We start from the raw sequence: 26135 nt of genomic DNA, 5'->3' as shown, positions 1-26135 counted from the left end.
CTGTCTTCTTCTCTTTGACAAATACTCCGGGGTCTGGGGCAGCGCCCCAGTCCTCAGGCCGCCGCCCGCTCCAAGGCCGGATAGCGCAGCCCCAGCGTCACCCCCCGGGCGGCAAATGAAATCAGCAGCGCCGCCCAAAGCCCGTGATTGCCGAAGACCGGCAACAGGACCCAAACCGCGATCCAGTACAACACGAACGACACCGCCATCATGTTGCGCATGTCCCGCCCACGGGCCGCACCGATGAAAATGCCGTCCAGCATCCATGCCGCGCAGCCAATCAGCGGGGCGGCCACCATCCAAAGAAGATATGTGCGCGCCTCCTGCTGCACGCCCCCATCCTTGGCCATCAGGTCAATCAGCCACGGTCCCGCCAGCCAGAACCCGGCGGCCATCAGGCAGCAGACCACAAGCCCCCAAAACCCCGTCAGACGGGCCGACCGGCGCACCCGGCCCGGATCACCACGACCATAGGCGCGCGCGATCAGCGTTTCAGCGGCAAAGGCGAACCCATCCATCGCGTAGGCCGTGATGTACATGAACTGGATCAACACCTCGTTGGCCGCGAGCGTCTCATCGCCAAACCGCGAACCAAGCATGGTGAAGCTGTAAAAGATGACCATCAGCATCGCCGACCGGATCAGGATGTCGGTGTTCAACAGTGCCATTCGGATCAGCTTGGCCCGGTCAAAGATACGCGGCCAATCGCGCCACGCGGGCCGTTTGAACGCCCCAAGGCAGAACCACAGGCCCAATGCCGCCCCGACCACTTCGGCGATCACAGTGGCAATCGCCACACCCGCCACACCCCAGCCCAGCCACACGACAAAGGTAAAACTCAACGCGATGTTCAGCCCGTTCATCAGCAATTGCACCCAGAACACGCCGCCCGTCCGCTCCATCGCGACCAGCCAGCCGGTCAGCGCATAGACGGCAATGGCCGCAGGCGCACTCCAGATACGGATGGTCAGGTAGGTGCGCGCCAGCGCTTCGGCCTCGTCGCTTGCGGTAAAGGTCCACAGTCCAAAGGCAAAGATCGGCCCTTGCAGCGCGATCAGCGCCACGCCCGACACCCCCGCCACCATCAGCGCACGGGTCAACCACGCGCTCACCTCGTCGTTGTCACCCGCACCCGCCGCCTGCCCCACAAGGCCGACCGTACCCATCCGCAGAAAGCCGAAAATCCAGTACACCGTTGTCAGAAGGATCGCCCCAATCCCCACCGCCGCGATAGGTGCGGCCTCACCGATCTGGCCCACAACGCCCACGTCCACCGCGCCCAGCAACGGAACAGTTGCATTGGACAGCACGATGGGCAGCGCGATTTTCAGCACCCGCCGATGTGTCAACGGTGCAGGCACCGCCTCGGGCGCGGGCGCCGTACTCACCGGCGCTGCGGCATCACGAAATGCCCCGTGCCTTGCGCAAACAGCTTGCCGCGATTGTCTTGCCACGCCTCCACATGCACGCTGGCATACCGTCGCCCGGCCCGGTTCACACGCGCCCGCGCATAGGCATCACGCGGCAGGCCCGACCGCAGATAATCAACCGAAAAATCCACCGTCTTGGGCAGGCGCGGCAATGGTGCCGCGCCAGCGGGATCAAAATCCAGCGCGCCGCTTTCGATGTCTTCCCACAGATAGGCCCAACTGAGCGTGATGATTGCCGTCTGTTCCAGAAACGCCGCCGTAACCCCGCCATGCAATGCAGGCAGCAGCGGGTTGCCGATCAGCTTTTCGTCAAAAGGCAGGATGCCTGTCAGTTCATCGCCACGCCGGTCAAAGCGCAGGCCAAGATACTGGATATACGGCACCCCGCCGACCAGTGCCTGCAATGCTGCATCGCGCCGCTGTTTGACCACCTGTACCGGTTCGGGCCGCTTCATCGCACGCCCTCCACCGTAAAGGCACCTGTGGCGGTGGCCACCGGGTTGTCGGCGTCCTCGTCCCAGGCCGTGGCGCGCACAAAAGCCACCGACCGCGTCACGTGATAGCACGTCGCGGTTGTCGTCAATCCTTGCCCCGGCGTGGCCGCGCGCATGTAGTCAATCCGCAAATCCAGCGTCGCAGTACCTCCCCCGTTTTTCGGGTGGCACATAACGGCGGCACCGCAGCATGTGTCCATCAGCGCCGACACCGCACCGCCAGAGATCACCCCCGTTTCCGGGTCACCCACCAGCCGCGCGTCATAGGGCATCGCAATCGTGGCTTCACCATCGCCCATCGCCCGCAACTCCATGCCCAGATCGCGCGAATGCGGGATCGCCTCGATGAATTTGCGGGCAAGCTCGATCTGATCGGCCATGGCGAAACCTTTCCACGTTTGCGCACAGTTATGTGGTGCGCAGTCCACAGCGGCAAGCACCAGTTGCACGGGACCGCCCCGCCGCATAGGCTCCGACACAGGGAGAGAGATCACAATGGCTGACGACCGTTTGAGCTTTAAGCAGATGTGCGCTGAATTCGACGTAACGCCCCGCACGCTGCGCTACTATGAATATATCGAGTTGCTGCAACCTGACCGCGAAGGCAGGTCACGTTTTTACGGTCCGCGCGAATGCGCACGGATGAAGCTGATCCTGCGCGGGCGCAAATTCGGCTTTCAACTCGAAGACATCCGGCAGTGGTTGCTGATCTACGAACACGAAGGGACCGAAGCGCAGATGCGCGCGTGGGTCGAACTGGCAGATGGTCAGCTCAAGGAACTGGACGAACAGCGCCGCCAACTGGATGAGGCGCGCGACGAATTGCAGGGTCTGCGCGACAGCGTCGCCACGGAACTCGATGGATGAAACGCTATCCTTTTGCCGGGACGTCCGGCATTGGAAAACGTGCTTAAGAAAGTACGGAGTAAACAGTGCAAATACAGAGGATTATTCGACATTGAAGACGGTAGATGTTCAATACCGTTTAACCAGATCATATTATAGATGCCGCATGGCTACAGGCCCGTTTGGGCAGGCCCTTTGGTTTATGTTTGGCGCGAGCACTGACCGCGGAGGTCACGATTATCAGACGTCTTTGCAAAAATCTGTTCGGTAGGCACATTGCGGCAATCGTGCTGGCGCTTTGCGCCTCGCTGGTGACCCATGGCAAGGCCGCCGCCGAAGATGTGCCCATGTGGGTCTACCACAATTTTCCGCCATATGTCGTGAACGAGGATCTGCGCGAAGGCATCAGTTTTGAACTGGCCGACATGCTCACCGCGATGTCGGACGGCAAGTACCAATTCAACGTCGTTGTTATGCCGCGCAAGCGGCTCAACAACAGGATTGCGGATGGGGCACCCGGCATGGTGCTGTGGGCGAACCCTGCATGGTTTGGCGACAGCGACAGAACGCGTTTTCTGTGGTCAGCCCCGGTTCTCAATGACCAGAACGACGTTATTTCGCCCACCGAGGTGTCGTTTCAATATGATGGCCCGGGGTCACTGGATGGGCGGATGCTTGTCGGTGTCACAGGGCACAGATATCCGGGTGTGGACGGTATGATCGAGACGGGCAGCGTGGAACGTATCGACGTCAATGCAGAGGATGCGCTGGTGCGTTTTATCGCCAGTGGCCGCGGCGAAGTCGCGATCGTCGCCCAATCCGCAGCGCGGTATTTCGTGCAAAAGCATGAACTTGGCGAAGCGGTGCATTTTTCCGGCACGCCGCATTCAAGCTATCAGCGTCACATTTTGTTCCAACCAGAACTGGCACCGGTGCACGCATATGTCCAAGACGCGCTGACCCGGTTGCAGCAGTCACCCGATTGGGCGGCCGCCGTCGACCGATACGCGCTGGACCTTGCGCTGCAACCCCAGAGGCCAGAAAACTAGATCACCGACAGCGTTGCGCAGGTGGCCAGATGATTGACCCGTTGGCTGGTGCTGCCCTGTACAAGCGCCCCGATACTGCCAAGGCCCCGGCGCCCTGTTACGATCAAATCGGCGCCAACATCCTCGGCACAGGCAATGATCTGCGCGGCAGGTTCACCTTGATCCGTACGGATATCGGTCACGTCGCAACCATGCTGTGCAGCGATTGCCGCTGCGTGCTGGGTGATCTTGTTGGCAGCCTCGACGACTTCTTTGTGATCGGGCATAGTTGTTACGGCGTGATACCCCGCGACAGCCCCCATCGCGAACGCGACCGTGTGCGGCTGTGGCGTATGCACCAGATAAAGGGCACTGTCGTATTTCTGCGCCAGATCGCAGGCGATGGCCATGGCGTTGTCCGACATCTGTGATCCGTCAACACCCACGACAATTCTCTTGAACATAACAGGCCCTCCATTTGGCTGCCTCAAAAGTCTAGCAGCTGCGGACCTGCGCCGCCTTGACATGTATCAACGGCGTTTGGCCCCCGAAACGGTGCTCTGGCGGTCCGACCACAGTCCCCACCCGCCCGTCAGTGTGCGCAACATATTGCTTGACGTGAGCCGCAATCACGTCAACGCGCAAAATGACGTTACGTTGATTTACGTCAACGTTACGATCCTGTTGCATCCGTGCGATCCTATGGCCATGTCATCGCCGTAACAGGATAAGCGAGTGATCCGATGAGTGAGAAAACGATGACCATCCGCGAGATGTGTGACGCCTTTGATGTCACGCCGCGGACACTGCGCTTTTACGAGGCCAAGGAGTTGCTGTTCCCCGTGCGGAACGGGCAAAAGCGGCTGTTCACCCGGCGCGACCGGGCGCGGCTCAAGCTGATCCTGCGCGGTAAACGCTTTGGCTTTAGCCTCGAGGAAATCCGCCAGTTGCTGGATCTGTACCACATGGGCGACCAGCAGCAGACGCAATTCACCCGAACTTACGAGATCGCCAAGGACCGGCTGGCCGACATGGTGCGTCAGCGCGATGAGTTGAACGAGGCCATCACCGATCTCGAAAATCAGTTGAAGTGGGGCGAGAAAATGATCGCCTCGATGAATCAGACGAAAAAGGCCGCTGAGTAAGCAGCCGCGCTACAGGGAGAGAGACCATGCCCAGCTATACCCCCCCCACCAAAGATATGCAGTTCATCCTGCACGAAATGCTGAACGTCACCGGCTCTGGTATTCCGGGCTATGACGAGCTTGAGGCTGATTTCACCTCTGCCATTCTTGATGAGGCGGGCAAGCTGACCTCCGAAGTGCTCGCCCCGCTAAACGTAGTGGGTGACAAGGAAGGCTGCCGGTTGGAAAACGGCGTGGTCTACACCCCCACCGGCTTTAAGGACGCGTTCGAGCAGGTCAAGGAAGGCGGCTGGCCCGGTCTGGATATGCCCGAGGAATTCGGCGGCCAGAACATGCCCTATGTCATGGGCACCGCCGTGGGCGAAATGTTTTCGTCCGCGAACATGGCTTTCACCATGTATCAGGGCCTGACCCACGGTGCGGCCTCTGCCATCCTCGCGCACGGATCTCAGGAGCAGAAAGAAACCTACCTGCCCAAAATGGTGTCCTGTGAATGGACCGGCACCATGAACCTGACCGAACCGCATTGTGGCACCGATTTGGGCCTGATGCGCACCAAGGCCGAACCGCAAGACGACGGCAGCTACAAAATCTCCGGCCAGAAGATCTTTATCTCCGCCGGTGAACACGACATGGCCGACAACATCATCCACCTCGTGCTGGCCAAGATCGTCGGTGGCCCCGAGGGGATCAAAGGTGTGTCGCTCTTTATCGTGCCCAAGTTCCACGTGAACGAAGACGGCTCGCTTGGTGCCCGCAACGGCGTTGCCGTCGGCAATATCGAAGAAAAGATGGGCATTCACGGCAACTCCACCTGCGTGATGAACTATGACGAGGCCACAGGCTACCTCATCGGAGAAGAGCACAAAGGTATGCGCGCGATGTTCACCATGATGAACGAGGCGCGTCTGGGCGTGGGGATGCAAGGTTTGTCCCAGGCCGAGGTTGCCTATCAGAACGCGCTGGACTACGCCAAGGACCGGCTACAGGGCCGCGACGTAACCGGCGCGAAAAACCCCGAAGGTCCGGCCGACCCGTTGATCGTGCACCCCGACATCCGCCGCTCGCTGATGGAGCAGAAGAGCTTTGCCGAAGGCGCGCGCGCCTTCATCCTGTGGGGCGCCACCATGATCGACGCCGCGCACCGGGCGGGGGACAAGGACGCCGATGGCATTGTGTCGCTGCTGACACCTATCATCAAAGGCTTTCTGACTGATGTCGGCTACGACATGACGATCAAGGCGCAGCAGGTCTATGGCGGTCACGGCTACATCGAAGAATGGGGCATGTCGCAATACACCCGCGACGCCCGCATCGCGATGATCTACGAAGGGGCGAATGGCGTGCAGGCGCTGGACCTTGTGGGCCGCAAACTGGCGCAGGACGGTGGCAAGCACGTGATGGCTTTCTTTGATCTGGTTAAATCCTTCATCAAGGAGAACGCTGGTCAGGACGAAGCGTTCGACAAGGATTTCCTCGATCCGCTGAAAGCAGCGTCCAAGGACCTGCAGGCCGCTGGCATGTATTTCATGCAGAACGGCATGACGAACCCGAACAACGCGCTGAGCGGCTCGTATGACTTTATGCATATGTTTGGCCATGTCTGCCTTGGCCTGATGTGGGCGCGTATGGGCAAGGCTGCCAAAACGGCGCTGGGTGCGGGCACGTCGGACCCCGAGTTCTACGAGACCAAGCTGGCCACCGGGCGCTACTACATGGCGCGGCAACTGCCTGCCACCGCACTACACCTGACGCGCATCCAGTCTGGCGCGGAGCCGGTGATGGCGCTGGAAGCCGCAAACTTCTAAGCTGTGCGGGTGGGCCGCAATGGCCCACCAAACGCCATTTGGGGGACTGCGCGTGAAGGCACTGCTGGGTTTTGTCGAAGTTGCAGGCGGAATCGCCTTCATCCTGCTTCTGGTGCGGGCCGGGTACGGTGTCATTGCCAGCGACGTGCAATCCGGCGCAGAACCTCCCGATTTTGCGGGGCTTGTGCGGCCTTACCTGATCTTTGCAGGGCTCACATTGGCGGTCAGCATCGGTGCAGGCCAGATCAAGAAACGGATGTAAGATGCCCAAACGCTTTCGCCTGACCCGCCGCCTGCCCATCGCCATGACCGAGGACGGCTACCGCCGGCTCAAGCGGTTTGCCGCCGAAGCCGGCCTTGACGAGGGCGAGGCCCTGTCGTTTCTGTTCGAGAATTTCGACAGTGTGATGAACGAAGAAAACCTGGCGGCCCGCCTGCGGCTGTTCAATTCCGAGCTGGAAGCGCGCAAGCGCTGAGCGGCTCATTTGGGGAGGATATAGCATGAAAGATATGGCCAACGGCACATCGCAATGGATGACCGATGAACACGCCATGATCGCCGACATGACGGCTCAGTTCATCACCAATGAATGGTCGCCGCATTTCGACCGGTGGCGCAAGCAGGGGGAAATGGACCGGAGCACTTGGGCGCAAGCCGGTGAACTTGGACTGCTCTGCCCTTCGATCCCCGAAGCGTTTGGTGGCGCGGGCGGCGACTTCGGACACGAAGCCGCGATTCTGATCGAAGCTGCGCGGGCAAACCTCGCGTCTTGGGGTCATGGTATTCACTCAGGGATCGTTGCGCATTACGTGCTTGCCTATGGCACCGACGACCAAAAGGCACGCTGGCTGCCCAAACTGTGTACCGGCGAACTGGTGGGGGCCCTCGCGATGACCGAACCTTCCACCGGATCGGATGTTCAGGCGATTAAAACCCGCGCGATCAAGGACGGCAACGCTTACAGGCTGACAGGGTCCAAGACTTTCATCACCAACGGCCAACACGCCAACCTCATTGTTGTGGCGGCGAAAACGGACCCGTCCCTTGGCTCCAAGGGCATATCGCTGGTGGTGGTCGAAACCGACGGGGCCGAAGGGTTTGAGCGTGGACGCAATCTCGACAAGATCGGAATGCACGCCTCGGACACCTCCGAACTGTTCTTTGACAATGTAGAGATCGCCCCCGAAAACATCCTCGGTGGCGCAGAAGGACAAGGCTTTTATCAGCTGATGCAGCAGTTGCCCCAAGAGCGACTGGTAATTGCCTGCGCCGCCGTTGGCGCCATGGAAGGCGCCGTTGAACGTACGATTGCGTATTGCAAAGAGCGCGAAGCCTTCGGTGGCAACCTCATGCAATTCCAAAACACCCGCTTTAAACTGGCTGAGGCAAAGACACGAACGATGGTCTGTCGGTCATTCTTCGACGAATGCATGGCCGAGCACATCCGCGGAGAACTGACAGTCGACAAGGCCGCGATGTGCAAATATTGGACCACAGACACGCAAGCGTGGGTGCTGGACGAATGCCTGCAACTGCATGGCGGTTATGGTTTCACGCAGGACTACGACATTGGGGGCATGTGGACAGACGCACGGGTGCAACGCATCTACGGCGGCACAAACGAGATCATGAAAGAGCTTATTGCGCGCGCGCTCTGATGCGTCTGGCACCTGTGCAATTGATAAGGATGGGAGCCTCCGGCGGGAGTATTTTTAAAGAAAAGAAGCAGGGGAAGGTCCACCCCTCCGTCCGGCCCGAAATCGGGATTGACCCTGTGAGGCGGGACGTTGGGGCTTCTCCTCTTGCGGTCATCGGCTCTCCAGCCTGTACCGCTCGCAAAAGAGGCCACGATTCTGGTTAACAACGTCTGAAAGTGGGAGAGTGTCATGTGCTTCTTCTCTTTCCAAATACTCAAAAGACGGCGGTCGCCGCCGGTCACTCAGGCTGGGAGGAGCTAAAATGACATTGAAACTGCACTGCTTTGGCGAAAGCGGAAATTCCTATAAGGCGGCGCTCGCGCTTGAGTTGTCAGGTCTTCCTTGGGAGCCGGTCTTTGTTGATTTCTTCAATGGTGCCGCACGTACGGATGCGTACCGCGCCCTTAACCCCATGGGTGAAGCGCCGTTGCTGATTGATGGTGACAAACGCATCAGCCAGTCGGGCGTCATCCAGCAGTATATCAGCGACAAATCCGGCAAATTCGGCGGCACGAGCGATGATCGCTATGAGGTGCTGCGCTGGATACTTTGGGACAACCACAAGCTCAGTTCGATGTGTGGCGTCACGCGGTTTCTGATGAATTTTCTGCCGGAGGAGAAGCGGCCACAGGAGGTGATCGCGTTCAATCAGGGTCGCCTCAAGGGGGCCTATACCGTGCTGAACGCGCATCTGGATGGGCGCGACTGGATTGTCGGGGACAGTCTGACCAACGCGGACCTGAGCTGCTGCGGCTATCTCTATTACCCTGAACCGTTCGGCTTTGACCGTGCGGATTGGCCAAACATCGATCGCTGGCTCACGAACCTGTCCGAGACCCCCGGCTGGAAAGCGCCCTATGACCTCATGCCCGGCTCCCCTGCGGATCGGGCGTAAGTTTACCTAAAACGCCGCAACGTCACCCTTGATTAGACCGCTCGGTCTATCCCACTTGATATGCAACGACACGCACAAGGCAAAAGGACGAACCCGATGACCGAAGCCTATATTTACGACGCCCTGCGCACGCCGCGCGGCAAAGGCCGCAAGGACGGCGCCCTGCACGAAGTGACGGCGCTGCGCCTCAGCGCCTTGACCCTGAACGCGCTCAAGGAACGTAACAACATCGACGGTCACGCCGTCGAAGATGTGATCTGGGGCAATGTCACGCAGGTCATGGAACAGGGCGGCAACCTTGCACGCACCGCCGTACTGGCCTCGGATCTCGACGAAGCGATTCCGGGCATAGCGATCAACCGGTTCTGTGCAAGCGGGCTGGAAGCCGTGAACATCGCCGCAAACCAAGTCCGCGGTGGGGCTGGCGACGGCTATATCGCGGGCGGGGTCGAGATGATGGGCCGTGTGGCAATGGGCTCTGACGGAGCCGCGATTGCAGCCGATCCGTCGATTGCGATGGAGAGCTATTTTGCCCCACAGGGCATCGGCGCAGACCTGATCGCCACAGAATACGGCTTCTCCCGCGATGACGTTGACCAATACTCCGTTGAAAGCCAGCGCCGCGCCAAGGCGGCGTGGGACGACAAGCGGTTCGAAAAGTCCGTCATCACGGTGCGCGACCAGAACGGCCTGCCGATCCTTGATCACGACGAATATATGCGCCCGCAAACCGATATGCAGAGCCTCGGCGCGCTCAACCCTGCCTTCGAGGCGATGGGCAAGGTCATGCCCGGCTTCGACAAGGTCGCATTGATGAAATACCCGCATCTTGAGCGGATCAACCACGTGCACCACGCGGGCAATTCGTCCGGCATCGTTGACGGGGCCGCCGCCGTTCTCATCGGCAATAAGGAGCTGGGCGAAAAGCTGGGCATCAAGCCCCGCGCCCGCATCCGCGCCACTGCCAAGATCGGCACCGATCCCACCATCAACCTGACCGGCCCCGTGCCCGTGACACACAAGATCCTTGCGGATCACGGCATGAACATCGGAGACATTGACCTCTTTGAGGTGAACGAGGCTTTTGCCTCTGTCGTGTTGCGGTTCATGCAGGCGTTTGACGTGGACCACGGCAAAGTCAACGTGAACGGAGGGGCCATTGCGATGGGTCACCCGCTGGGTGCGACCGGTGCCATGATCCTCGGCACGCTGGTCGATGAGCTGGAGCGATCCGACAAGGAGGTTGGCCTTGCCACGCTCTGTGTCGCCTCCGGCATGGGTGCCGCCACAATCATCGAACGCGTCTGATGGCCCACAAGCATCCCATCGGCGACGATCACCCGTTTCCCGCAGTGTACGCTCTGGCTCAGGCCGGGGCACTGCCCGCGCTGAAACTGGTGACCGCCTATGATGGGGCGCTCATGCGCCTTTACACGCAAAGCCCGGACCTTGTGTTCAAACTGCACCTCGACCCGGGCAGCGCTATGGACCGCCAGCGGTTCGACTACCACAAACATATCCGCATCGATCCCGGCACGCCCGAAGAGATACTGGCCCAGATCAAAGCTCACATCGAAGAGCACGGCCAGGACACCGCGCGTCCGACCCCAAGGAGACCCCAGAGATGACAGATTTCACACTCACCAAAGACGCCGAGGGCATTGCCACGATCACGTGGGACGTCGAGGGCAAGACCATGAACGTCATGTCTTTCGAAGGGCTGGAACAGCTCAACGACTGCATCGATGACGCGTTGGCCGACGAGGCTGTCAAAGGCATCGTGATTACGTCCGGCAAGGACAGCTTTGCAGGCGGCATGGACCTGAACTTGCTGGCCAAGATGAAAGAAGAGGCGGGCGACAACCCGGCCAAAGGCCTCTTTGAAGGCACAATGAAAATGCACGGCCTGCTGCGCAAGATCGAGCGCGCGGGCATGGATCCCAAGACCAACAAGGGCGGCAAGCCCATTGCCGCCGCCTTGCCCGGCACCGCCGCTGGCATCGGTCTTGAGCTGCCGCTGGCGACCCACCGGATCTTTATGGCCGACAACCCCAAGGCCAAGGTCGGCCTGCCCGAAATCCTGGTTGGCATCTTCCCAGGTGCTGGTGGCACAACCCGTCTGGCGCGCAAGCTGGGTGCGATGGAAGCGTCGCCGTTCCTGCTGGAAGGCAAGATGGTCAGCCCCGACAAGGCCAAAGGCAAGCTGGTCGATGAAGTCGTCGCCGACCCCGTCGCAGCCGCACGCGAATGGGTGCTGAACGCCACGGACGCCGACATCCTGAAACCTTGGGATGCCAAGGGCTACAAGATGCCCGGCGGTGCCCCATACCACCCCGCAGGCTTCATGACGTTTGTGGGCGCGTCGGCCATGGTCAACGGCAAAACCCAAGGGGTCTATCCCGCCGCCAAGGCGCTGCTGAGCGCCGTTTATGAGGGCGCGCTGGTGCCGTTCGACACCGCGCTGAAGATCGAGGCGCGCTGGTTCACCAATGTGCTGATGAACCCCTCGTCGGGCGCCATGATCCGGTCGCTCTTCCTGAACAAGGAAGCACTGGAAAAGGGCGCCGTGCGTCCCGAAGGTGTGCCGGATCAACGGGTCAAGAAACTGGGCGTGCTGGGCGCGGGCCTCATGGGTGCAGGTATCGCGCTGGTGTCAGCGCAGGCAGGCATTGAGGTGGTCTTGATCGACCGCGATCAGGAAAGCGCGGATCGGGGCAAGAACTACTCCGAGAAATACGTCGAAGGCGGCATCAAACGTGGCAAGACCACGCAGGAAAAGGGCGCAGCACTGCTGTCCCGCATCACCGCCACACCTGATCTGGACGCGCTCAAGGGCTGCGACCTGATCATCGAAGCCGTGTTCGAGGACCCCAAAGTCAAGGCCGAGATCACCCAAAAGGTCGAGGCGATCATCCCCGACGATTGCATCTTTGCCTCCAACACTTCGACCCTGCCGATCTCCGAACTGGCAAAGGCCTCGAAGAACCAGGATCAGTTCATCGGCATCCACTTCTTCTCGCCCGTCGAGAAAATGCTATTGGTCGAGATCATCAAGGGTGCCAATACCGGCGACCGGGCCGTGGCCAAGGCCCTCGATTACGTGCGCCAGATCCGCAAGACGCCCATCGTGGTCAACGACGCACGCTTTTTCTATGCCAACCGCTGCATCATCCCCTACATTAACGAGGGGACGCGGATGGTCACAGAAGGGGTCGAACCCGCTTTGATCGAAAACGCCGCCAAGATGGTCGGTATGCCCCTTGGTCCGCTGCAACTCACGGATGAGACGGCCATTGATCTGGGCGCGAAAATCGCCCGCGCGACCAAGGCCGCTATGGGCGACGATTATCCCGACAGCCCCAGCGACGACCTGATCTTCTGGATGGAAGAGCTGGGCCGCATGGGCCGCAAGGCCAACGCAGGGTTCTATGACTACAACGAGCAGGGCAAACGTCAGGGCATCTGGCGCGGCGTGCACGACCGCTATCCGTTGATGGACGATCAACCGGAATTGACCGAAGTGCAGCACCGCCTTCTGTTTTCCCAAGTGCTGGAGGCCGTTCGCGCGCTCGAAGAAGGCGTGTTGATGGACATTCGCGAAGGCGACGTGGGCGCGATCCTTGGCTGGGGCTTTGCGCCGTGGTCCGGTGGTCCTCTGTCGTGGCTTGATATCATCGGGGCGCCCTACGCTGCCGAACGGTGCGATCAGCTTGAGGCCAAGTTTGGCGAACGGTTCAAATGCCCCGCCCTCTTGCGCGAAATGGCAGAAAAAGGCCAATCCTTCTACGGTCGCTTTGGCCCCAAGGACGCCAAGGCTGCGTAATTCGCACGACGTCAGATATATGCACGCGATTCAAAAGGCCCCGCTCCGGCGGGGCTTTTTCATGTCGGGCACTTGCCGATCATGGTCAAAAAACACGGCTGCCGTTCAACGCTTGGCAAGATCTGTGTCAGGAGAAAAGGAAAAACGGTTAGCGTTGCATCCGGCCCCATAGTCAGGACCTTCTAGAACTGTAGACCGGGGTCTGCATTGACGCTGCGTGCTGACACGGGAACGCCCACTTGTGTAGTTCCGGCCCAAGCGGACGCTCAACAAATGGTCCAAGTGTTACAGCTGCTGACCCTCGCAGCGCAAACAAGCTTTGTCGTGTCTGACGTCAACGCCGATGGGTCCAAATACCTCAAAAGTGTTATCGAGAAGGATCGTCGCCTCACCAAGCGGGCTATGTGGCCAAAGCCCCCGGTCAGGGGCTGCTAAGTGAGCGACAGTCTAAGCCATGTACTTGTTCCGTAAGGGCAGATTTCGCCAAATGGACATCTCAGTACTCAAGCAGTTTGGCGGCCCCCGCTGATTTGTTTTGTCCAGAATGAGCCGTTTTTCTGATAGCCAAGGACTTTCCGACAGAACCACAAAGAAGACATCCGAGAGGCGCGCTGAGGGGCGGTTTTCTTGGATGTCTTCTTGATCTTATCGCTCAGCGTCAACCAAAGCTGAAGTCCTCAGGGTTGCTCAGGCCGGCCATTGTTGTTTCGAGAAGAATGACCAGGTCCGGATCTGGGCCAGCACCGTGAGCAAAGTAGACGGCGTCTTGTGTCAGGGTGTAGCCACCGACAACATCACCCGCGCTCGCGCTGACGAACTGGATTTCGTCGTACGATGATATGCCAGTGTCCGTGAAGACCATCTCGTCCTCGGACGCATCCCAGTCCGTGATCACGTCCACGCCTGACCCACCGACAAAGGAAAACACGTCCGCACCGGCACCGCCGGACAGGATGTCATCACCGGCACCACCCACCATCAAATCGGCACCGTCGCCTCCTGACAAATGGTCGTCGCCACTTCCGCCCCTGAGGACGTCGCTGCCACCGGCTCCAATGATGAGGTCGTTTCCATCGTTGCCAACCATCACGTTGTTGACTTCGTTGCCAATAAGCTGGTCGTCGCCCGACCCGCCGATTGCGTTTTCGATTGTAGCACCCTGCGCAATGGCAACATTCATGTCGAACCCGCCTGTGCTGGAAAAGGTGCCGTCGATCAGGCTGATAAAGCTGCCCTCGCTGAAGCCGGACATATCCAAGGTGTCATTGCCTCCGGCGTCCCAGATTGTGAAGGCGGCGGTGTTGCCGTGATTGGCCAGCATCGCGTCGTAGTCGTACACCTCTTGATCCGTCGTGGCGTTGAACCCGTAGGTCGTGTCCTCTGTCCGCGTTTCCATGTTGGCGCCGTAAATCTGATGCAGAGCCGCAATGTCAGCCAGCATCAAGGTGCCAGGGCTTGGTGAGTCACTTTGCAGGCCTACAAAATCATAGCTCCAGTAGCTCATGACACTGTAGGCATCACTGCCCTGAAGGTAGGCGGACAGATTAGGGAAGCTCACGTCGTCGCCTTCCTCAAGAGGAAGGAAGTCTGTGTGCAGCAGGCCCATGGTGTGACCAACTTCGTGGATCATAATACCAACCGTACCGTCGCCAGGATGTGCGCCAGACCATCTGGTGTCGTGGTTCGGGTCGCCGATTTGTGGCCCGTAAGCCCACATATCTCCGGCTATTCCGTCACCGGGCAGACCGCCCCCGAATACGCCGAGTTGCAGCGTCGAGTTGTAGAAGCGGATGTCGGCTTCGACGCTATCCCCCAGATCGACAACATCAAAGCCGATGATCTCGTCAAAATGCGCCATGACGTCTCGTGACACGGCTTGCTGAGCGAGACCAAAACCATGCAGCGTTCCTTCGCGACCATTGCCGATGTAGTCGTCAGATTCTTCCGTAGGAAAAGAGAAGGTGATCTCGCCGCCTGTCCACTCCCGACTTTGAGTGATGCTGTCGACAACCTCCTGAAGCGAGACACTGGGCATATCTGGATACATCGCCTGCAATGCCTCTTCCGGCGTCGTGTATTCGAATGTCGCCGTTGGAAGAGGAGGCGCTTCCGGCTCAGGGTCTGTTGTCCCGTTGGGGTCCACAACCGTCGAGATCAAGATGTTGTCGATGCCAAAGCTCTCGTTCAGGACGTCCTGGTCGAGGGTCGAGGAAAAGCCCAAGGTCAGCGTCGGCCCGGGGTCCGGCACAAAGATCGTCACCGCATGGGCGCTGTCGTTGAACGACCAAAAATTGTTCTGATCGCCGTAGCCCTCGATCTCGGTGGCAGCGGACCGTTCCACGATGATGCCGTTATCTGTCTCGAACGTGGCTGCCGCTTCGTCAGTCTGCCAGTTGAAAGAGCCAATTTCGATTTCCTGGCCGTTGATGTAGACCAGAAAGCTCTCACCGTCCCAGCTGTCGATTTCGAGGAAGTCGAATGAGATCGTAATCCCGCCACTGACATCTGCGGGCAGATCATAGGTCTTCTCCACGATGTCGGTTGTAAACCGACCGATATAGACATCACCGTCGGTGCTGGCCTCGGGGCGGTTGATGCTCCAGCCATTACCGCCGCGGCTGAAGTCTTCTTCACTGATCACCGTCGTGGTTTCAGACGGCGTTTCGGTGTCGGGCTCGGCTGGCGTCCCGGTGTCAGGCTGAGCCGGCGTCCCGGTATTCGCGTCGGCAACCGTCGAGATCAAGATGTTGTCGATGCCAAAGCTCTCGTTCAGGACGTCCTGGTCGAGGGTCGAGGAAAAGCCCAAGGTCAGCGTCGGTCCGGGGTCCGGCACAAAGATCGTCACCGCATGGGCGCTGTCGTTGAACGACCAAAAATTGTTCTGATCGCCGTAGCCCTCGATCTCGGTGGCAGCGGACCGTTCCACGATGATGCCGTTATCTGTCTCGAACGTGGCTGCCGCTTCGTCAGTCTGCCAGTTGAAAGAGCCAATTTCGATTTCCTGGCCGTTGATGTAGACCAGAAAGCTCTCACCGTCCCAGCTGTCGATTTCGAGGAAGTCGAATGAGATCGTAATCCCGCCACTGACATCTGCGGGCAGATCATAGGTCTTCTCCACGATGTCGGTTGTAAACCGACCGATATAGACATCACCGTCGGTGCTGGCCTCGGGGCGGTTAATGCTCCAGCCATTACCGCCGCGGCTGAAGTCTTCTTCACTGATCACTGAGTTGGGTTGCATGTGTCATCGTCCTTATAAATCGCCAATTCGTCGTTGATTGCGGGCCAAAAGCTTTTATGGTGTGGGGCGACGCCATTTGCCTACAACAATGTCGACATTAAATGATGCAAATAATGTCTGTAAAGTAACGATTTTGTTGTTGGCCTGATTGGAAGGTCTCAAACGCGCACGCAGAGCAAGGATTGACCTTAACATGCTGAAACTGATGGGTAAAAAAACATGAGCAGAGCCGCAGAGGTCTATGAAGAGCTAAAAACTGGCATTCGCCTCGGCGATTTACCGCCGGGCTATCAAGCGCCCGAACCTGAGTTGGCGAAGAAGTATGGGGTCAGCCGATCGACGATTCGTGAGGCTTTGGTGCGCTTGGAGGGCGAAGGGTTCATCGAGTTGATCCCACGTCGAGGCGCACGGGTTCTGCCCCTTGCGGTGGAAGACCTCGAAGAAATCTATCAAATTCTTTCGTTCATAGAACCAAACATCGCCCGCGTGCTCGCGCAGCGAAACCCTTCAGCCGAGGACCTCGCTCCGCTGGAAAAAGCTGTTGTCGATATGGAAGAGGCTCTTGCGACAGGGGATTTGGCAGCCTGGGCCCAAGCAGATGATGAATTCCACATGACTCTGCTGAAGCTCTTGGACAACGGTCGATTGCAGCGATTTCTGTCTGAATTGCTAGATCAGGCGCATCGCGCCAGAATGGTCACCTTGAGGATGCGGGAACTTCCTGCCCAATCAACCCAAGAACAGCGACAGATCCTCGAAGCGATCAAATCTGGCGATGGAACAGAGAGCTTTCGGGTTTTTTCAGCGCACCGCGAGCGCGCGAGCTTAGAATTGGTCGAGATTTTGAGAAAGACGGGCATTCGCCAGTTCTAATGGAGTAGTGTCAAAAGACACGGAGAGCTGGCCCGGGCTTGGAGGCTGACCTCAACACCTTTGGGGACATGCAGCCCTGTCCAAAAAAAAGTGGAATAGTGGCGCATCGAAACGCGATTGAGTTCGAACTCGTTGAGGACGAGCGCAGCCAGCCCGTCCAATCCTTTCTTTTCTGAATGTCTTCCGATCGGGCGGCTACGTAAAACTCGAGCTTGGTTGTTGGGCGATCACGGCGCCTTCGCCAGGCTTACTAACATGGCGGCAATTGATCTGCCGGATACCAGACAGACAACTTTAGTGTTGCTCCACGATACTCGATGGTCGTGCATCGGTTTTTGTCTTTAGCGGTCGTTTGCAGGTTCCGAATATTCAACTTCGAAATTTGAACGCAATCTTGTGACGCGATGATTGGCCGAGTTCTATCTTTCGTGAGTCGGCCAACAATATGCGGCGGAAAAGTCCTCCATTTGCAGACGGTCCTTTTCGCTCCGGCGCAAGCGTTGACGATTTCCATCGTTGCGGCTGCACGCGTATCACTCAATTTTGAAACGATCACATGTGGGCCAACTGGTGGCGAATTGGCCGCAGAAGGGGTGCGATGCGACCCTCACGAACAGCGTGCTGGCTTGGCTTGCCTAAAATCGCGCTATCGCCGTTCTGGCCGCAGCAAGAATGTCAGCGGCGCGCGCATCATCATCGGTGAGCCGGGCCAGCGTCACCGCCCCTACCAAAAGTGCAAGCCGCGCGTCTGACATGTCGTCCGCCTCTTCGGTGCGCAGCAGTGCGGATACACGTTCAACGGCGTCCGCAGCCCTAGCGTGCGGTTCTCCCGATGCCCTGCTCAATTCCGACCCAAGAGCCGCCATAGGGCATCCATGGCGCCGATCGTTCACGTGGCCCATCGACAGATATGTGTCGATATAGGTGTCTCGCGCCGCGCCTTTTGCGGCGTCGGTCTCGGGCTGCTCCATATCTGCCACGACCGTGTCGACCGCCCGTTCGAACCCTGCGGCCACCAGCGCCTCCTTGCCTTTGAAATGGCGATAGAACCCGCCATGGGTCATGCCCGCGGCTTGCATAACCTCGGATACGGAAGTCGTCTCGATCCCGCGTTCACGGAACAAATCCGCCGCCGCATCCAGAATTCGGGCGTGGGATTTGCGTTTCTCGGCTTCGGACAATCTGGGCATGGGCGGCGTCTCGTGAGCATGGGTTGACAATCTGGATTATGGTTATCATCTTTAATTTTGGATTACAATCATCATCCAAAAGGCAAGCCATGACCTCACCCCTCAAAATCCTCGTCACCAGCGCAGCCGGCAAAACCGGTTTGCCGGTCGCCCTACAACTCTTGGAACAAGGTTTTGCTGTCCGCGCCTTTGTGCGGCGCGTCGATGTCCGCGCAGAACAGTTGGAAACCGCCGGAGCGGACGTGTTTGTCGGGGATCAGTATGACCTTGGCGACATGCGCCGCGCTATGGCCGGGATGACACGTGCCTACCATTGCGCACCGACGGCGCCAAACGGGCTTCACTTTAGTGCAGTGTTCGCAGTCGCCGCCAGCGAGGTGCAACTGGAACACACCGTCATTCTTGGCCAATGGCTGACGGCGGCAGACCATCCGTCGCTGTTCACACGCGAGGTATACCTTGCTGACCGCCTGCTGCGACAGGCACCACATATGACGACCACACACATTGATCCGGGGTGGTTTGCGGACAACTACCTGATGCTGCTGGCGTCTGCGGCCCATCTGGGTCTGTTCACGATGCCCCTTGGCCCCGGAGACGTTAAACGCAACGCGCCACCGTCGAACGAAGACATCGCACGGGTTGCAGTCGCTGCCTTGATGGACCCAAAGACGCACGCGGGCAGACGGTATCGGCCCACGGGTCCGGGCCTTCTTTCGCCAGACGACATTGCCGCCACGATGGGCCGCGCCTTGGGACGCAAGGTCCGCTATATGAACGTCTCGGAACGGATGATGACCAAGGCCCTGCGAGCGAACCCACCATCCAACTACTCCGAGGCGGCGGTGTCTCAGCTTGCCATTTACGCGGACGAATACAGGCGGGGCAGCTTTGCCATCAACGCACCAACCGACGATGTCGAAACGGTGGGCGGACAGCCACCAGAAGACTTTGAAACGATCGTTCGGCGGTATGTGGCTGCGCAGCCGGAGCTTGCGCCCAGCCCTTTGCGACGTCTCGGGGCCATGTTGAGCTTTCTCAAGATCCTTGTCACGCCCGCTCTGGACCTCGCGCGTGTGGCGCGCGACCGCGACTATGTGCAAATCACACGGCCCGCGTTCTGTCAGGACAACGAGGAATGGGTCGCTTTGCACGTCCCGGCACCCGGGCTGGACCGCCGCCCTGCTTGACGCGATCGCGTCAGCCGTCACCCGCCGGACGCATAGCTCAGAACGTCCCTGCACCCGGCGACTGCTTCGGTGTTGGGGGCCGAAGCGCCGGGGTCACCGGCAGCCGGGTGCAGAGCAGTTGAGGCGCCCCCCTCCAGTTGGAACGCCAATCACGAGCGGCTGTCAGGCCGCCATGTGGTCCGGCACAATCGCTCCGCCACGGGCCTCGACGGCCATGCATTCCACCAAAAATGCGGCTGCGGTGTCTGCAATCACTTCGTAGCTGGCCACTGCATGGCCAAAATCCTCAAGCCGGACTGTCGCGCGGGGGCAGTGCAGCAGGATGCCCCCTTCGGCGTAGACCACTTCGTCACTCGCAAAGACGAGCGTGATGACCTGCATCTGCGGCTGCGGTGACACGCGGGTGATGCCGCGGAACCCTTCGAGAGCCTTGGCGCGCAGCACGGCGAACGGGTCACCATGGACGTCGCAGGCCGCTTCGCTTTCGATCAGAACGCCTTGGTCAGGCAACAGGGCCACATCCGCAACGTTGCCCATAGCCCCGGCAGGCACAATCACCATCGCGGTGTCGCCCATCGTCACGTCAGAAATCCAGTAGGTTTCGCGGCGCACTTCGACGAGCGGCTGCAATCCATTGTCGAATGTCAGGACCATGTCGCCCGGGGCCAACGCTTCGACCGTGCGCCATCCCATGGATGTCCCGATACGTGTGCCGGCGATCAACCCACGCGATGCAAAAATGCTTCCGTCCACAGCGCCCGACAGTTCAGGCATTCGGCGCGGCGCGTTATCCTTCTTCCATCCAAACATTGTTCTCTTCCCCAGAGTGTCGGCGCCAGATTTTGGCAGCGGCGCCGGTTGCATTCGATGGGTCCAATTGGCGTGATTCTCGGGGCGGAGACGGGACTTGATCTGGGCATGAATGAGGCATTGTTTCGCCTCGCGGTGACAATGCGAGGCCGTAGGTCAGGATTGTTCGCGAAAAAGCGGCAAAATCGCCCCTCGTGTTAACCAAGGGTAGAATTTGCACCTTCGTCGAACGTGTAGCCGAATCTCTCGATATCCTCGGCGCAGTCTTCGGCGACAGCGGCACGCGCGGCGTCCGTGTAATAGCTGCGATAATCTGCATCACGGTCCGAGGCATTGGCGCGGGGCAGCGCCAATTCGAAACCCAAATGGTCCCACAGGGGCGCTGCGTCCTGCGCAAACGCTTCGAGCCGGATATAGGCGTCGCAGCGTTCCACGCCGCGTGCATCGGTCATATAGTGCCGCGCGGGGCTTGCCTGCATCGAGGCGCGCACATGCGGGGCCTGCGCAAAGTCTTGAAAGTTCATCTGCTGTGCCAGCGCCACGGCGGGATGGTCGAAATCCTGATCCCGCAACCAGTGATAATAGCTGACCATCCGGTCCCACGGGTTGCGCACAAGCGTAAAGGCAAAGAGCCCATCAAGCGTGGGCACCAGCCCGTCAATATCGGCAAGGGTCGCGTGTTTCCAAAGTCGCCCGCGCGTTTTAACGCCTTGCACCCTGCGGCGCCGCTTGCGCGCTTTGGGTGTGTCGCCCAGCATGATGTCGTCCTTCATCGCGCGGCCTTCGAGCGCCAGTGCAAGCGCGGTCCCCCCGGTCTTGGGCGCATGGACAAAGACATAATTGCGACCGGGCGACAAAATCACGGAACCACCTCGGCGGGCGCGTCACGGCTGCGCAGGGCGATGATCACACCGGCCAGAACAATCAACACAATGCCCGCCCCTTGCACCCATGTGACCGCCTGACCCAACAGCCACCAACCAAAGAACGGACCAAAGATCATCACCGAATACTCGAACACCGCCACATGGCTCGCCTCACCCAACTGATAAGCCCGGTTCAAAAGTCCCACGCCCAGAACCGAGCCAAAGACCTGTAACAGCAGATAGGGCCACGCCGCCCCGATGGGCCAGACCCAGCCGCGGGTCAGAAAGGCCATACCGCCCTGCCCCGCCTCCATGCCCGACACCGTGATCAGGGCAAGGACGATACTGCCCAACATGCCTTGGGCCACGAAAATGCCCAAGAGCAGCGTCAGCGTGCTTTCCCCTTCGCACAGCGCGCGGGTCGCCACGACACCAGACGCGTACAGAACGCCCCCCAGAACCGGCAGAATGGCCACCCAGCCCAGACTGCCACCCGACGGGCCAAGCACCACGAGAATGCCAGCAAACCCGACAGCGACCGCAATGATGCTCCACGGCCCGATACGTTGGCGTAAGACAAACGCGGTCAGCAACAGCACAAAGATCGGCGAGGTAAAAAGCCCTGCCAGAGCAATTGCAATCGGCATAAAGGCCAAAGCGCCAAAATAGCAGAACATGCCTGTTGCGATCAGAACAGACCGGACCGCGACGGCGCGCACACGGCGTGGCCGCACGGTGCCAAAGCCCATGGCGGACAGCGCCAGCACAATCGGAGCGGCCAGTGCCAGCCGCACAATCAGAAACTGCCAGACGGAAAGGGTCTGCGCGATCACCGCAACATATATATCTATGGCTCCGATCACGCACATCGCACCTACCATGTTCAGCGCGGCGGCTGTGGGGCGATGTGTCTGCTTGGCGGTCATCGGGTCTTTCCATTGCTTGCGCCCCTCGCCATAACTGCGCAACGTCGCTGCGCTGTACCGAATGGGGAGGACCGATATGGGTTGGATGGCAGATGAAACGGGCCTCGGCAAGACGCCCGCGAATTACGTACCGCTGACGCCACTGTCGCATCTGCGCCGGGCCGCCCATGTCTTTGCCGACCACACCGCCGTGGTCTACGGCGCACACCGCGTCACATATGCCCAGTATCACGACCGGTGTACGCGCCTCGCCTCTGCAATGGCGGCCATGGGCGTGGCCCCCGGCGACGTGGTCGCCACCCTGATCCCCAATCTGCCCGCACAGGCCGAGGCGCATTTCGGCGTGCCCGCCTGCGGTGCGGTCCTGAACACGATCAACATGCGCCTCGACGTGGATACGGTCGCCTATATCTTTGATCACGGCGAGGCCAAGGTGGTGCTCGTTGACACCCAGTTCCTGCCCCTTGCCGAGGCGGCGATTGCCGCAATGGACGGCCCCGCCCCGCAAATCGTCGAAGTGCCGGATGCCGCCGCAGGCTTTCCCGCGTCGGGCAAGTACCCCGAGTATGAGGACGTGCTGGCGCGCGCTGACCCGGTCTTTGACTGGATCATGCCCGAGGACGAATGGGAAAGCCTGTCGCTCAACTACACCTCCGGCACCACCGGACGGCCCAAGGGCGTGGTGGCACACCACCGCGGGTCCTACCTGATGACTATGGGCACCGTAGTCAGCTGGCGCATGGTGTTGCATCCGGTGTTCATGGCCATCGTGCCGCTCTTTCACTGCAACGGATGGAACCACACGTGGATGATGCCGCTGATCGGCGGCACGCTGGTCTGCTGCCGCGACATCACGGCATCGGCCATCTACAATGCCATCGCAGACGAAGGCGTCACCCATTTCGGCGGCGCGCCAATCGTGCTCAACATGATCGTCAACGCAGACGCGGTGGACCGGCGCGACTTTGCCCACACGGTCGAGGTGTTTACCGCGGGCGCGCCGCCCGCCCCTGCCACCCTCGCCAAGATCGAAGCCCTCGGGTTCAATGTAACGCAAGTCTACGGCCTGACCGAAACCTACGGCCACGTGACAGAATGCCTGTGGAAGCGTGAATGGGACAGCGTCGAGGACAAGGCCGCCATCAAAGCGCGCCAAGGCGTCGCCTTTCCCATGATGGAAGACATCACCGTGATGGACGCCGACATGACTCAGGTGCACATGGACGCCACGACCCAAGGCGAGATCATGATCCGCGGCAATTCGGTCATGAAAGGTTATCTCAAGAACCCGGAGGCCACTGCGGACGCGTTTGCAGGCGGTTACTTCCATTCCGGTGACATCGCCGTCCAGCATCCGGACGGCTACATCCAGATCGCGGACCGCGCTAAGGACATCATCATTTCTGGGGGCGAAAACATCTCTTCGGTCGAAGTCGAAGGCGTGCTCATGGCACACCCCGACGTTAATCTTGCCGCTGTGGTCGCAAAGCCCGACGACAAATGGGGCGAAGTGCCCTGCGCGTTTGTGGAATTGAAGCCGGGCACCCAGCCGTCAGAGGCGGATCTCATCGCCTTCTCCCGCGAGACCCTCGCCGGGTTCAAAGCACCCAAACAGGTCGTGTTTCAGGAATTGCCCAAAACCTCGACCGGAAAAATACAAAAATTCGAGCTACGCAAATTGGCCAAAACACTCTGATCCCGATGGGACCGCCACGGTGACAGGCCGGGGGCCGCGCCCCCGGGCCAACACATCTCGCTACCGCACAAAGGCGTCGGCAAACCCCATGGAACGCGCCGCCTTAAGCCCGTTGTCAAGCCCGCCACGCGTGGCGAAGGGACCGGCCAACACCACCTTGTAGCTCTTGCCGCGGCGCGTCAGCGTCCCGATCCGGGCGGGCACACCGGCACGTACCAGCCGCTGCGCCGTGTTTTGCGCATTGGACGCCACAGCAAACGTGCCGACCTGCACATATTTGCCCTTGGCCGCAGCCTGAGGCGCACGCGCCACGGCGGCAGGCTGGGCCGGAGCGGGCGTGACCGCCTTGGTCTTGGGCTTGGGTGTGGCTGTTGCGGTGCGGGCCTTGGTGCGGTTCCGCTTGATCCGTTTAAGCAATTGTCCATCGCGGCGCACCAGCGTCACGGTGCCCAGATCGCGCGTCTGCGTCGCCACGTCCGTATAAGGATAGACCAGCGCCACCTTGGCCGTCACATCCGCGCCCGTGACCTGATCCACCAGACGGCGCGGCACCGTGCTGGTCCAGACCAACCGGCTTTGCGCAATTCCACCAAGGCTTTGCTCTGCCCGGCGTGGGTTCAGCCGATCATCGGTCCAGACGGGGCGATACCCTTCGGGAATTTGATCCGCACCGCGCTCCTGCAACCGGCGGTCATAGACCTGACGCGGCAACACACGTGTATTTGTTGTGACCTGCGTCTGTCCGGCAAAGCCACCGGCGACCACAGGCGCCGTAGCTTGCGTGCCGCGGGTCACGGTACCTGCCGTGGGATAGGTAGCCTGTGGACCACAGCGCACGGGGTAATCCGTGCCGGAATTGATGTAACGCTGGCTGACCGCATTGCCGCCACGACACGCCGGTTGCACCGCTACGGTGCGTTGTGTCGCAACAGGCGCAGGTGCCGGTACGGGCGGTTTCGTCGCGGTTACCACACGGGGCTCCGGCGCCGCGGCGGGCTTTGGTGCGGCCCGGACGACTGGCGCTGGCGCCTTGCGCGGCGCAGCAGCGACGGGAGCCGTTGGGCGGCGCACCGGCGCCGCTGCTGTCACGTTCGGCTGACGGGTGGTCTGCGTGCGTGCCGGGGCTGGTGCTGGCGCCGGTGCGGTCTCCGCAGGCGCTTCAACAGTAATCTGCACTGGCGCTTCCGCCGCTGGCTGTTCAGGACGGGCCGCTGCGATCTGGGTGCTCGACAACGATGGTGTCTGCCCGCAAACCTGCCGCCGCTGACGGTTCACGCGCGGCACCCATGTGGTGTTCCCATCAATGCCTGCCCGAATGAAAACGCAGCCCTTGCTGTCCACATATTGCGTGCTTTTGAATGAGGCGGGCGGAAACTCCGCCGGCAACTGGTTGGACTGGGCGTGCAACGATCCGGCCGAAACACCCGCCATCGTTGCAATCAGGGCAACAATTCTTGTAACGCTCATCATATCCCCCACAAGATATGGGAGGGACGATGCCTCAACACCATCTCTGAGTAAAGCGCCGATGAGCGCTATTTGGTGCCAAACATACGATCTCCGGCGTCTCCAAGACCCGGAACGATGTATCCCACCTCGTTCAGCCGTTCATCTACAGCCGCAGTGACGATCGGCACGTCCGGATGGGCCTCTTTCATCCGTGCGATTCCCTCCGGCGCCGCAAGCAGGCACAGGAACCGGATGTTCGTGGCACCTGCGCCCTTGAGCAGGTCAATCGCCGCAGCAGAGGAATTGCCCGTGGCCAGCATCGGATCAACCGCAATCACAACCCGGTCGTCCAGTGCTTCGGGCACTTTGAAGTAATACTGCACGGGCTGCAAAGTCTCTTCGTCGCGGTACAAACCAACAAACCCCACACGCGCCGAAGGGATCAACTCCAGCACACCATCCAGCAGACCATTGCCTGCGCGCAGGATCGAAATCAGCGCAAGCTTTTTGCCCGCGAGTGTCGGCGCATCCATCTCGGCCATGGGTGTGCGGATACGCTTGGTCGTCATATCCAGACCCCGCGTGACCTCATAGGCCAAGAGCTGGCTGATCTCGCGCAGTAGCTGACGGAACACTGCCGTCGGCGTCTCCTGATCCCGCATGATCGTGAGTTTGTGCTGCACCAACGGATGATCCACCACGGTCAAATGTTCAGACATGTCCTGTT

25 protein-coding genes are annotated in these 26135 nt (G+C 60.0%); 14 read left to right on the top strand and 11 right to left on the bottom strand.

Features of this window, described 5'->3' with window-relative positions:
- Nucleotides 1–53: 53 nt before the first annotated feature.
- From Q1A85_RS16005 to Q1A85_RS15995, 3 genes are read right to left on the bottom strand one after another with little or no spacing between them, the layout of a single operon-like run.
- Nucleotides 54–1388 (bottom strand): MATE family efflux transporter, encoded by a 1335-nt coding sequence (locus tag Q1A85_RS16005; protein WP_299691599.1) that lies wholly within the window; start codon nt 1386–1388, stop codon nt 54–56.
- Nucleotides 1385–1885, bottom strand: a complete 501-nt coding sequence (locus Q1A85_RS16000) for a PaaI family thioesterase (RefSeq protein ID WP_299691596.1) — start codon at nt 1883–1885, stop codon at nt 1385–1387. The genes Q1A85_RS16005 and Q1A85_RS16000 overlap by 4 nt, the downstream gene beginning before the upstream one ends.
- Nucleotides 1882–2304, bottom strand: coding sequence for a PaaI family thioesterase (locus Q1A85_RS15995; protein ID WP_299691592.1), 423 nt, complete (start codon nt 2302–2304; stop codon nt 1882–1884). The genes Q1A85_RS16000 and Q1A85_RS15995 overlap by 4 nt, the downstream gene beginning before the upstream one ends.
- A gap of 115 nt (nt 2305–2419) precedes the next feature.
- Here Q1A85_RS15995 and Q1A85_RS15990 point away from each other — a divergent pair, with 115 nt between their 5' ends.
- Together Q1A85_RS15990 and Q1A85_RS15985 are read left to right on the top strand one after the other, a co-directional pair.
- Complete coding sequence (locus Q1A85_RS15990; RefSeq protein WP_299691590.1) at nt 2420–2791, top strand: MerR family DNA-binding transcriptional regulator; 372 nt, start codon at nt 2420–2422, stop codon at nt 2789–2791.
- A gap of 266 nt (nt 2792–3057) precedes the next feature.
- Nucleotides 3058–3819 (top strand): transporter substrate-binding domain-containing protein, encoded by a 762-nt coding sequence (locus Q1A85_RS15985; protein WP_299691587.1) that lies wholly within the window; start codon nt 3058–3060, stop codon nt 3817–3819.
- Here Q1A85_RS15985 and Q1A85_RS15980 read toward each other — a convergent pair.
- Nucleotides 3816–4262 (bottom strand): universal stress protein, encoded by a 447-nt coding sequence (locus Q1A85_RS15980; protein WP_299691584.1) that lies wholly within the window; start codon nt 4260–4262, stop codon nt 3816–3818. The genes Q1A85_RS15985 and Q1A85_RS15980 overlap by 4 nt on opposite strands.
- Nucleotides 4263–4541: 279 nt before the next feature.
- Here Q1A85_RS15980 and Q1A85_RS15975 point away from each other — a divergent pair, with 279 nt between their 5' ends.
- The 9 genes from Q1A85_RS15975 (at nt 4542) to Q1A85_RS15935 (ending at nt 13167) form a co-directional block, all read left to right on the top strand.
- The gene (locus Q1A85_RS15975; protein ID WP_299691581.1) at nt 4542–4943 is read left to right on the top strand and encodes a MerR family DNA-binding transcriptional regulator; all 402 of its coding nucleotides are present in this window, start codon (nt 4542–4544) and stop codon (nt 4941–4943) included.
- A 26-nt stretch (nt 4944–4969) separates the two neighbouring features.
- Nucleotides 4970–6751 carry an acyl-CoA dehydrogenase C-terminal domain-containing protein gene (locus Q1A85_RS15970; protein ID WP_299691578.1) on the top strand — a complete coding sequence of 594 codons (1782 nt, stop codon included), beginning with the start codon at nt 4970–4972 and terminating at the stop codon, nt 6749–6751.
- Nucleotides 6752–6803: 52 nt separating this feature from the next.
- Nucleotides 6804–7013, top strand: a complete 210-nt coding sequence (locus tag Q1A85_RS15965; RefSeq protein WP_299691575.1) for a hypothetical protein — start codon at nt 6804–6806, stop codon at nt 7011–7013.
- A 1-nt stretch (nt 7014) separates the two neighbouring features.
- Nucleotides 7015–7227 (top strand): hypothetical protein, encoded by a 213-nt coding sequence (locus Q1A85_RS15960; RefSeq protein WP_299691572.1) that lies wholly within the window; start codon nt 7015–7017, stop codon nt 7225–7227.
- 34 nt (nt 7228–7261) lie between these two features.
- Entirely contained in the window at nt 7262–8410 is a 1149-nt protein-coding gene (locus tag Q1A85_RS15955) for an acyl-CoA dehydrogenase family protein (RefSeq protein WP_299692277.1), read from the top strand.
- A 301-nt stretch (nt 8411–8711) separates the two neighbouring features.
- Nucleotides 8712–9344 (top strand): glutathione S-transferase family protein, encoded by a 633-nt coding sequence (locus tag Q1A85_RS15950; protein ID WP_299691569.1) that lies wholly within the window; start codon nt 8712–8714, stop codon nt 9342–9344.
- Nucleotides 9345–9440: 96 nt separating this feature from the next.
- Complete coding sequence (locus Q1A85_RS15945; RefSeq protein WP_299691566.1) at nt 9441–10652, top strand: acetyl-CoA C-acetyltransferase; 1212 nt, start codon at nt 9441–9443, stop codon at nt 10650–10652.
- Nucleotides 10652–10972 (top strand): hypothetical protein, encoded by a 321-nt coding sequence (locus Q1A85_RS15940; protein ID WP_299691564.1) that lies wholly within the window; start codon nt 10652–10654, stop codon nt 10970–10972. The genes Q1A85_RS15945 and Q1A85_RS15940 overlap by 1 nt, the downstream gene beginning before the upstream one ends.
- The gene (locus Q1A85_RS15935) at nt 10969–13167 is read left to right on the top strand and encodes a 3-hydroxyacyl-CoA dehydrogenase NAD-binding domain-containing protein (RefSeq protein WP_299691562.1); all 2199 of its coding nucleotides are present in this window, start codon (nt 10969–10971) and stop codon (nt 13165–13167) included. The genes Q1A85_RS15940 and Q1A85_RS15935 overlap by 4 nt, the downstream gene beginning before the upstream one ends.
- A 658-nt stretch (nt 13168–13825) precedes the next feature.
- Here Q1A85_RS15935 and Q1A85_RS15930 read toward each other — a convergent pair.
- Nucleotides 13826–16408 carry a M10 family metallopeptidase C-terminal domain-containing protein gene (locus tag Q1A85_RS15930; protein ID WP_299691560.1) on the bottom strand — a complete coding sequence of 861 codons (2583 nt, stop codon included), beginning with the start codon at nt 16406–16408 and terminating at the stop codon, nt 13826–13828.
- A gap of 219 nt (nt 16409–16627) precedes the next feature.
- On the opposite strand from Q1A85_RS15930, the gene Q1A85_RS15925 reads away from it, so the two are divergent.
- Entirely contained in the window at nt 16628–17281 is a 654-nt protein-coding gene (locus Q1A85_RS15925; protein WP_299691558.1) for a GntR family transcriptional regulator, read from the top strand.
- A 635-nt stretch (nt 17282–17916) separates the two neighbouring features.
- Here the strand turns inward: Q1A85_RS15925 and Q1A85_RS15920 are convergent.
- Entirely contained in the window at nt 17917–18471 is a 555-nt protein-coding gene (locus tag Q1A85_RS15920; RefSeq protein ID WP_299691555.1) for a TetR/AcrR family transcriptional regulator, read from the bottom strand.
- Nucleotides 18472–18560: 89 nt separating this feature from the next.
- Between Q1A85_RS15920 and Q1A85_RS15915 the strand changes: the two genes are divergently transcribed.
- Entirely contained in the window at nt 18561–19661 is a 1101-nt protein-coding gene (locus Q1A85_RS15915; RefSeq protein WP_299691552.1) for an NmrA family NAD(P)-binding protein, read from the top strand.
- A gap of 162 nt (nt 19662–19823) precedes the next feature.
- Here Q1A85_RS15915 and Q1A85_RS15910 read toward each other — a convergent pair whose 3' ends face one another.
- The 3 genes from Q1A85_RS15910 to Q1A85_RS15900 form a co-directional block, all read right to left on the bottom strand.
- On the bottom strand, nt 19824–20471 hold the full coding sequence (locus Q1A85_RS15910) for a Hint domain-containing protein (RefSeq protein ID WP_299691549.1): 648 nt from the start codon (nt 20469–20471) through the stop codon (nt 19824–19826).
- A gap of 197 nt (nt 20472–20668) precedes the next feature.
- The gene (locus tag Q1A85_RS15905) at nt 20669–21334 is read right to left on the bottom strand and encodes a sulfotransferase family 2 domain-containing protein (RefSeq protein WP_299691546.1); all 666 of its coding nucleotides are present in this window, start codon (nt 21332–21334) and stop codon (nt 20669–20671) included.
- Nucleotides 21331–22263, bottom strand: coding sequence for a DMT family transporter (locus tag Q1A85_RS15900; protein WP_299691544.1), 933 nt, complete (start codon nt 22261–22263; stop codon nt 21331–21333). The genes Q1A85_RS15905 and Q1A85_RS15900 overlap by 4 nt, the downstream gene beginning before the upstream one ends.
- A gap of 76 nt (nt 22264–22339) precedes the next feature.
- Here Q1A85_RS15900 and Q1A85_RS15895 point away from each other — a divergent pair, with 76 nt between their 5' ends.
- On the top strand, nt 22340–23959 hold the full coding sequence (locus Q1A85_RS15895; RefSeq protein WP_299691539.1) for an AMP-binding protein: 1620 nt from the start codon (nt 22340–22342) through the stop codon (nt 23957–23959).
- A gap of 60 nt (nt 23960–24019) precedes the next feature.
- On the opposite strand, the gene Q1A85_RS15890 is transcribed toward Q1A85_RS15895, so the two are convergent.
- Together Q1A85_RS15890 and upp are read right to left on the bottom strand one after the other, a co-directional pair.
- Nucleotides 24020–25426, bottom strand: a complete 1407-nt coding sequence (locus tag Q1A85_RS15890; RefSeq protein ID WP_299691536.1) for an SPOR domain-containing protein — start codon at nt 25424–25426, stop codon at nt 24020–24022.
- A 68-nt stretch (nt 25427–25494) separates the two neighbouring features.
- The gene (gene upp / locus Q1A85_RS15885) at nt 25495–26127 is read right to left on the bottom strand and encodes a uracil phosphoribosyltransferase (protein WP_299691533.1); all 633 of its coding nucleotides are present in this window, start codon (nt 26125–26127) and stop codon (nt 25495–25497) included.
- Nucleotides 26128–26135: the final 8 nt, after the last annotated feature.

This window comes from uncultured Tateyamaria sp. (genome assembly GCF_947503385.1).
GTDB lineage: Bacteria > Pseudomonadota > Alphaproteobacteria > Rhodobacterales > Rhodobacteraceae > Tateyamaria.
The sequence above is the reverse complement of the archived record's forward strand: the minus strand, read 5'-3'. Positions and strand labels throughout refer to the sequence as shown.

Bases quoted from the DNA above. Each gene is read 5' to 3' on its own strand.
- Q1A85_RS15990 (WP_299691590.1), top strand. From the start codon at position 2,420: ATGGCTGACGACCGTTTGAGCTTTAAGCAGATGTGCGCTGAATTCGAC.
- Q1A85_RS15975 (WP_299691581.1), top strand. From the start codon at position 4,542: ATGAGTGAGAAAACGATGACCATCCGCGAGATGTGTGACGCCTTTGAT.
- Q1A85_RS15945 (WP_299691566.1), top strand. From the start codon at position 9,441: ATGACCGAAGCCTATATTTACGACGCCCTGCGCACGCCGCGCGGCAAA.
- Q1A85_RS15895 (WP_299691539.1), top strand. From the start codon at position 22,340: ATGGGTTGGATGGCAGATGAAACGGGCCTCGGCAAGACGCCCGCGAAT.
- Q1A85_RS15940 (WP_299691564.1), top strand. From the start codon at position 10,652: ATGGCCCACAAGCATCCCATCGGCGACGATCACCCGTTTCCCGCAGTG.
- Q1A85_RS15920 (WP_299691555.1), bottom strand. From the start codon at position 18,471: ATGCCCAGATTGTCCGAAGCCGAGAAACGCAAATCCCACGCCCGAATT.
- Q1A85_RS16000 (WP_299691596.1), bottom strand. From the start codon at position 1,885: ATGAAGCGGCCCGAACCGGTACAGGTGGTCAAACAGCGGCGCGATGCA.
- Q1A85_RS15900 (WP_299691544.1), bottom strand. From the start codon at position 22,263: ATGACCGCCAAGCAGACACATCGCCCCACAGCCGCCGCGCTGAACATG.
- Q1A85_RS15950 (WP_299691569.1), top strand. From the start codon at position 8,712: ATGACATTGAAACTGCACTGCTTTGGCGAAAGCGGAAATTCCTATAAG.
- Q1A85_RS15930 (WP_299691560.1), bottom strand. From the start codon at position 16,408: ATGCAACCCAACTCAGTGATCAGTGAAGAAGACTTCAGCCGCGGCGGT.
- Q1A85_RS15980 (WP_299691584.1), bottom strand. From the start codon at position 4,262: ATGTTCAAGAGAATTGTCGTGGGTGTTGACGGATCACAGATGTCGGAC.
- Q1A85_RS15995 (WP_299691592.1), bottom strand. From the start codon at position 2,304: ATGGCCGATCAGATCGAGCTTGCCCGCAAATTCATCGAGGCGATCCCG.
- Q1A85_RS15890 (WP_299691536.1), bottom strand. From the start codon at position 25,426: ATGAGCGTTACAAGAATTGTTGCCCTGATTGCAACGATGGCGGGTGTT.
- upp (WP_299691533.1), bottom strand. From the start codon at position 26,127: ATGTCTGAACATTTGACCGTGGTGGATCATCCGTTGGTGCAGCACAAA.
- Q1A85_RS15910 (WP_299691549.1), bottom strand. From the start codon at position 20,471: ATGTTTGGATGGAAGAAGGATAACGCGCCGCGCCGAATGCCTGAACTG.
- Q1A85_RS15915 (WP_299691552.1), top strand. From the start codon at position 18,561: ATGACCTCACCCCTCAAAATCCTCGTCACCAGCGCAGCCGGCAAAACC.
- Q1A85_RS15925 (WP_299691558.1), top strand. From the start codon at position 16,628: ATGAGCAGAGCCGCAGAGGTCTATGAAGAGCTAAAAACTGGCATTCGC.
- Q1A85_RS15935 (WP_299691562.1), top strand. From the start codon at position 10,969: ATGACAGATTTCACACTCACCAAAGACGCCGAGGGCATTGCCACGATC.
- Q1A85_RS15960 (WP_299691572.1), top strand. From the start codon at position 7,015: ATGCCCAAACGCTTTCGCCTGACCCGCCGCCTGCCCATCGCCATGACC.
- Q1A85_RS15970 (WP_299691578.1), top strand. From the start codon at position 4,970: ATGCCCAGCTATACCCCCCCCACCAAAGATATGCAGTTCATCCTGCAC.
- Q1A85_RS15955 (WP_299692277.1), top strand. From the start codon at position 7,262: ATGGCCAACGGCACATCGCAATGGATGACCGATGAACACGCCATGATC.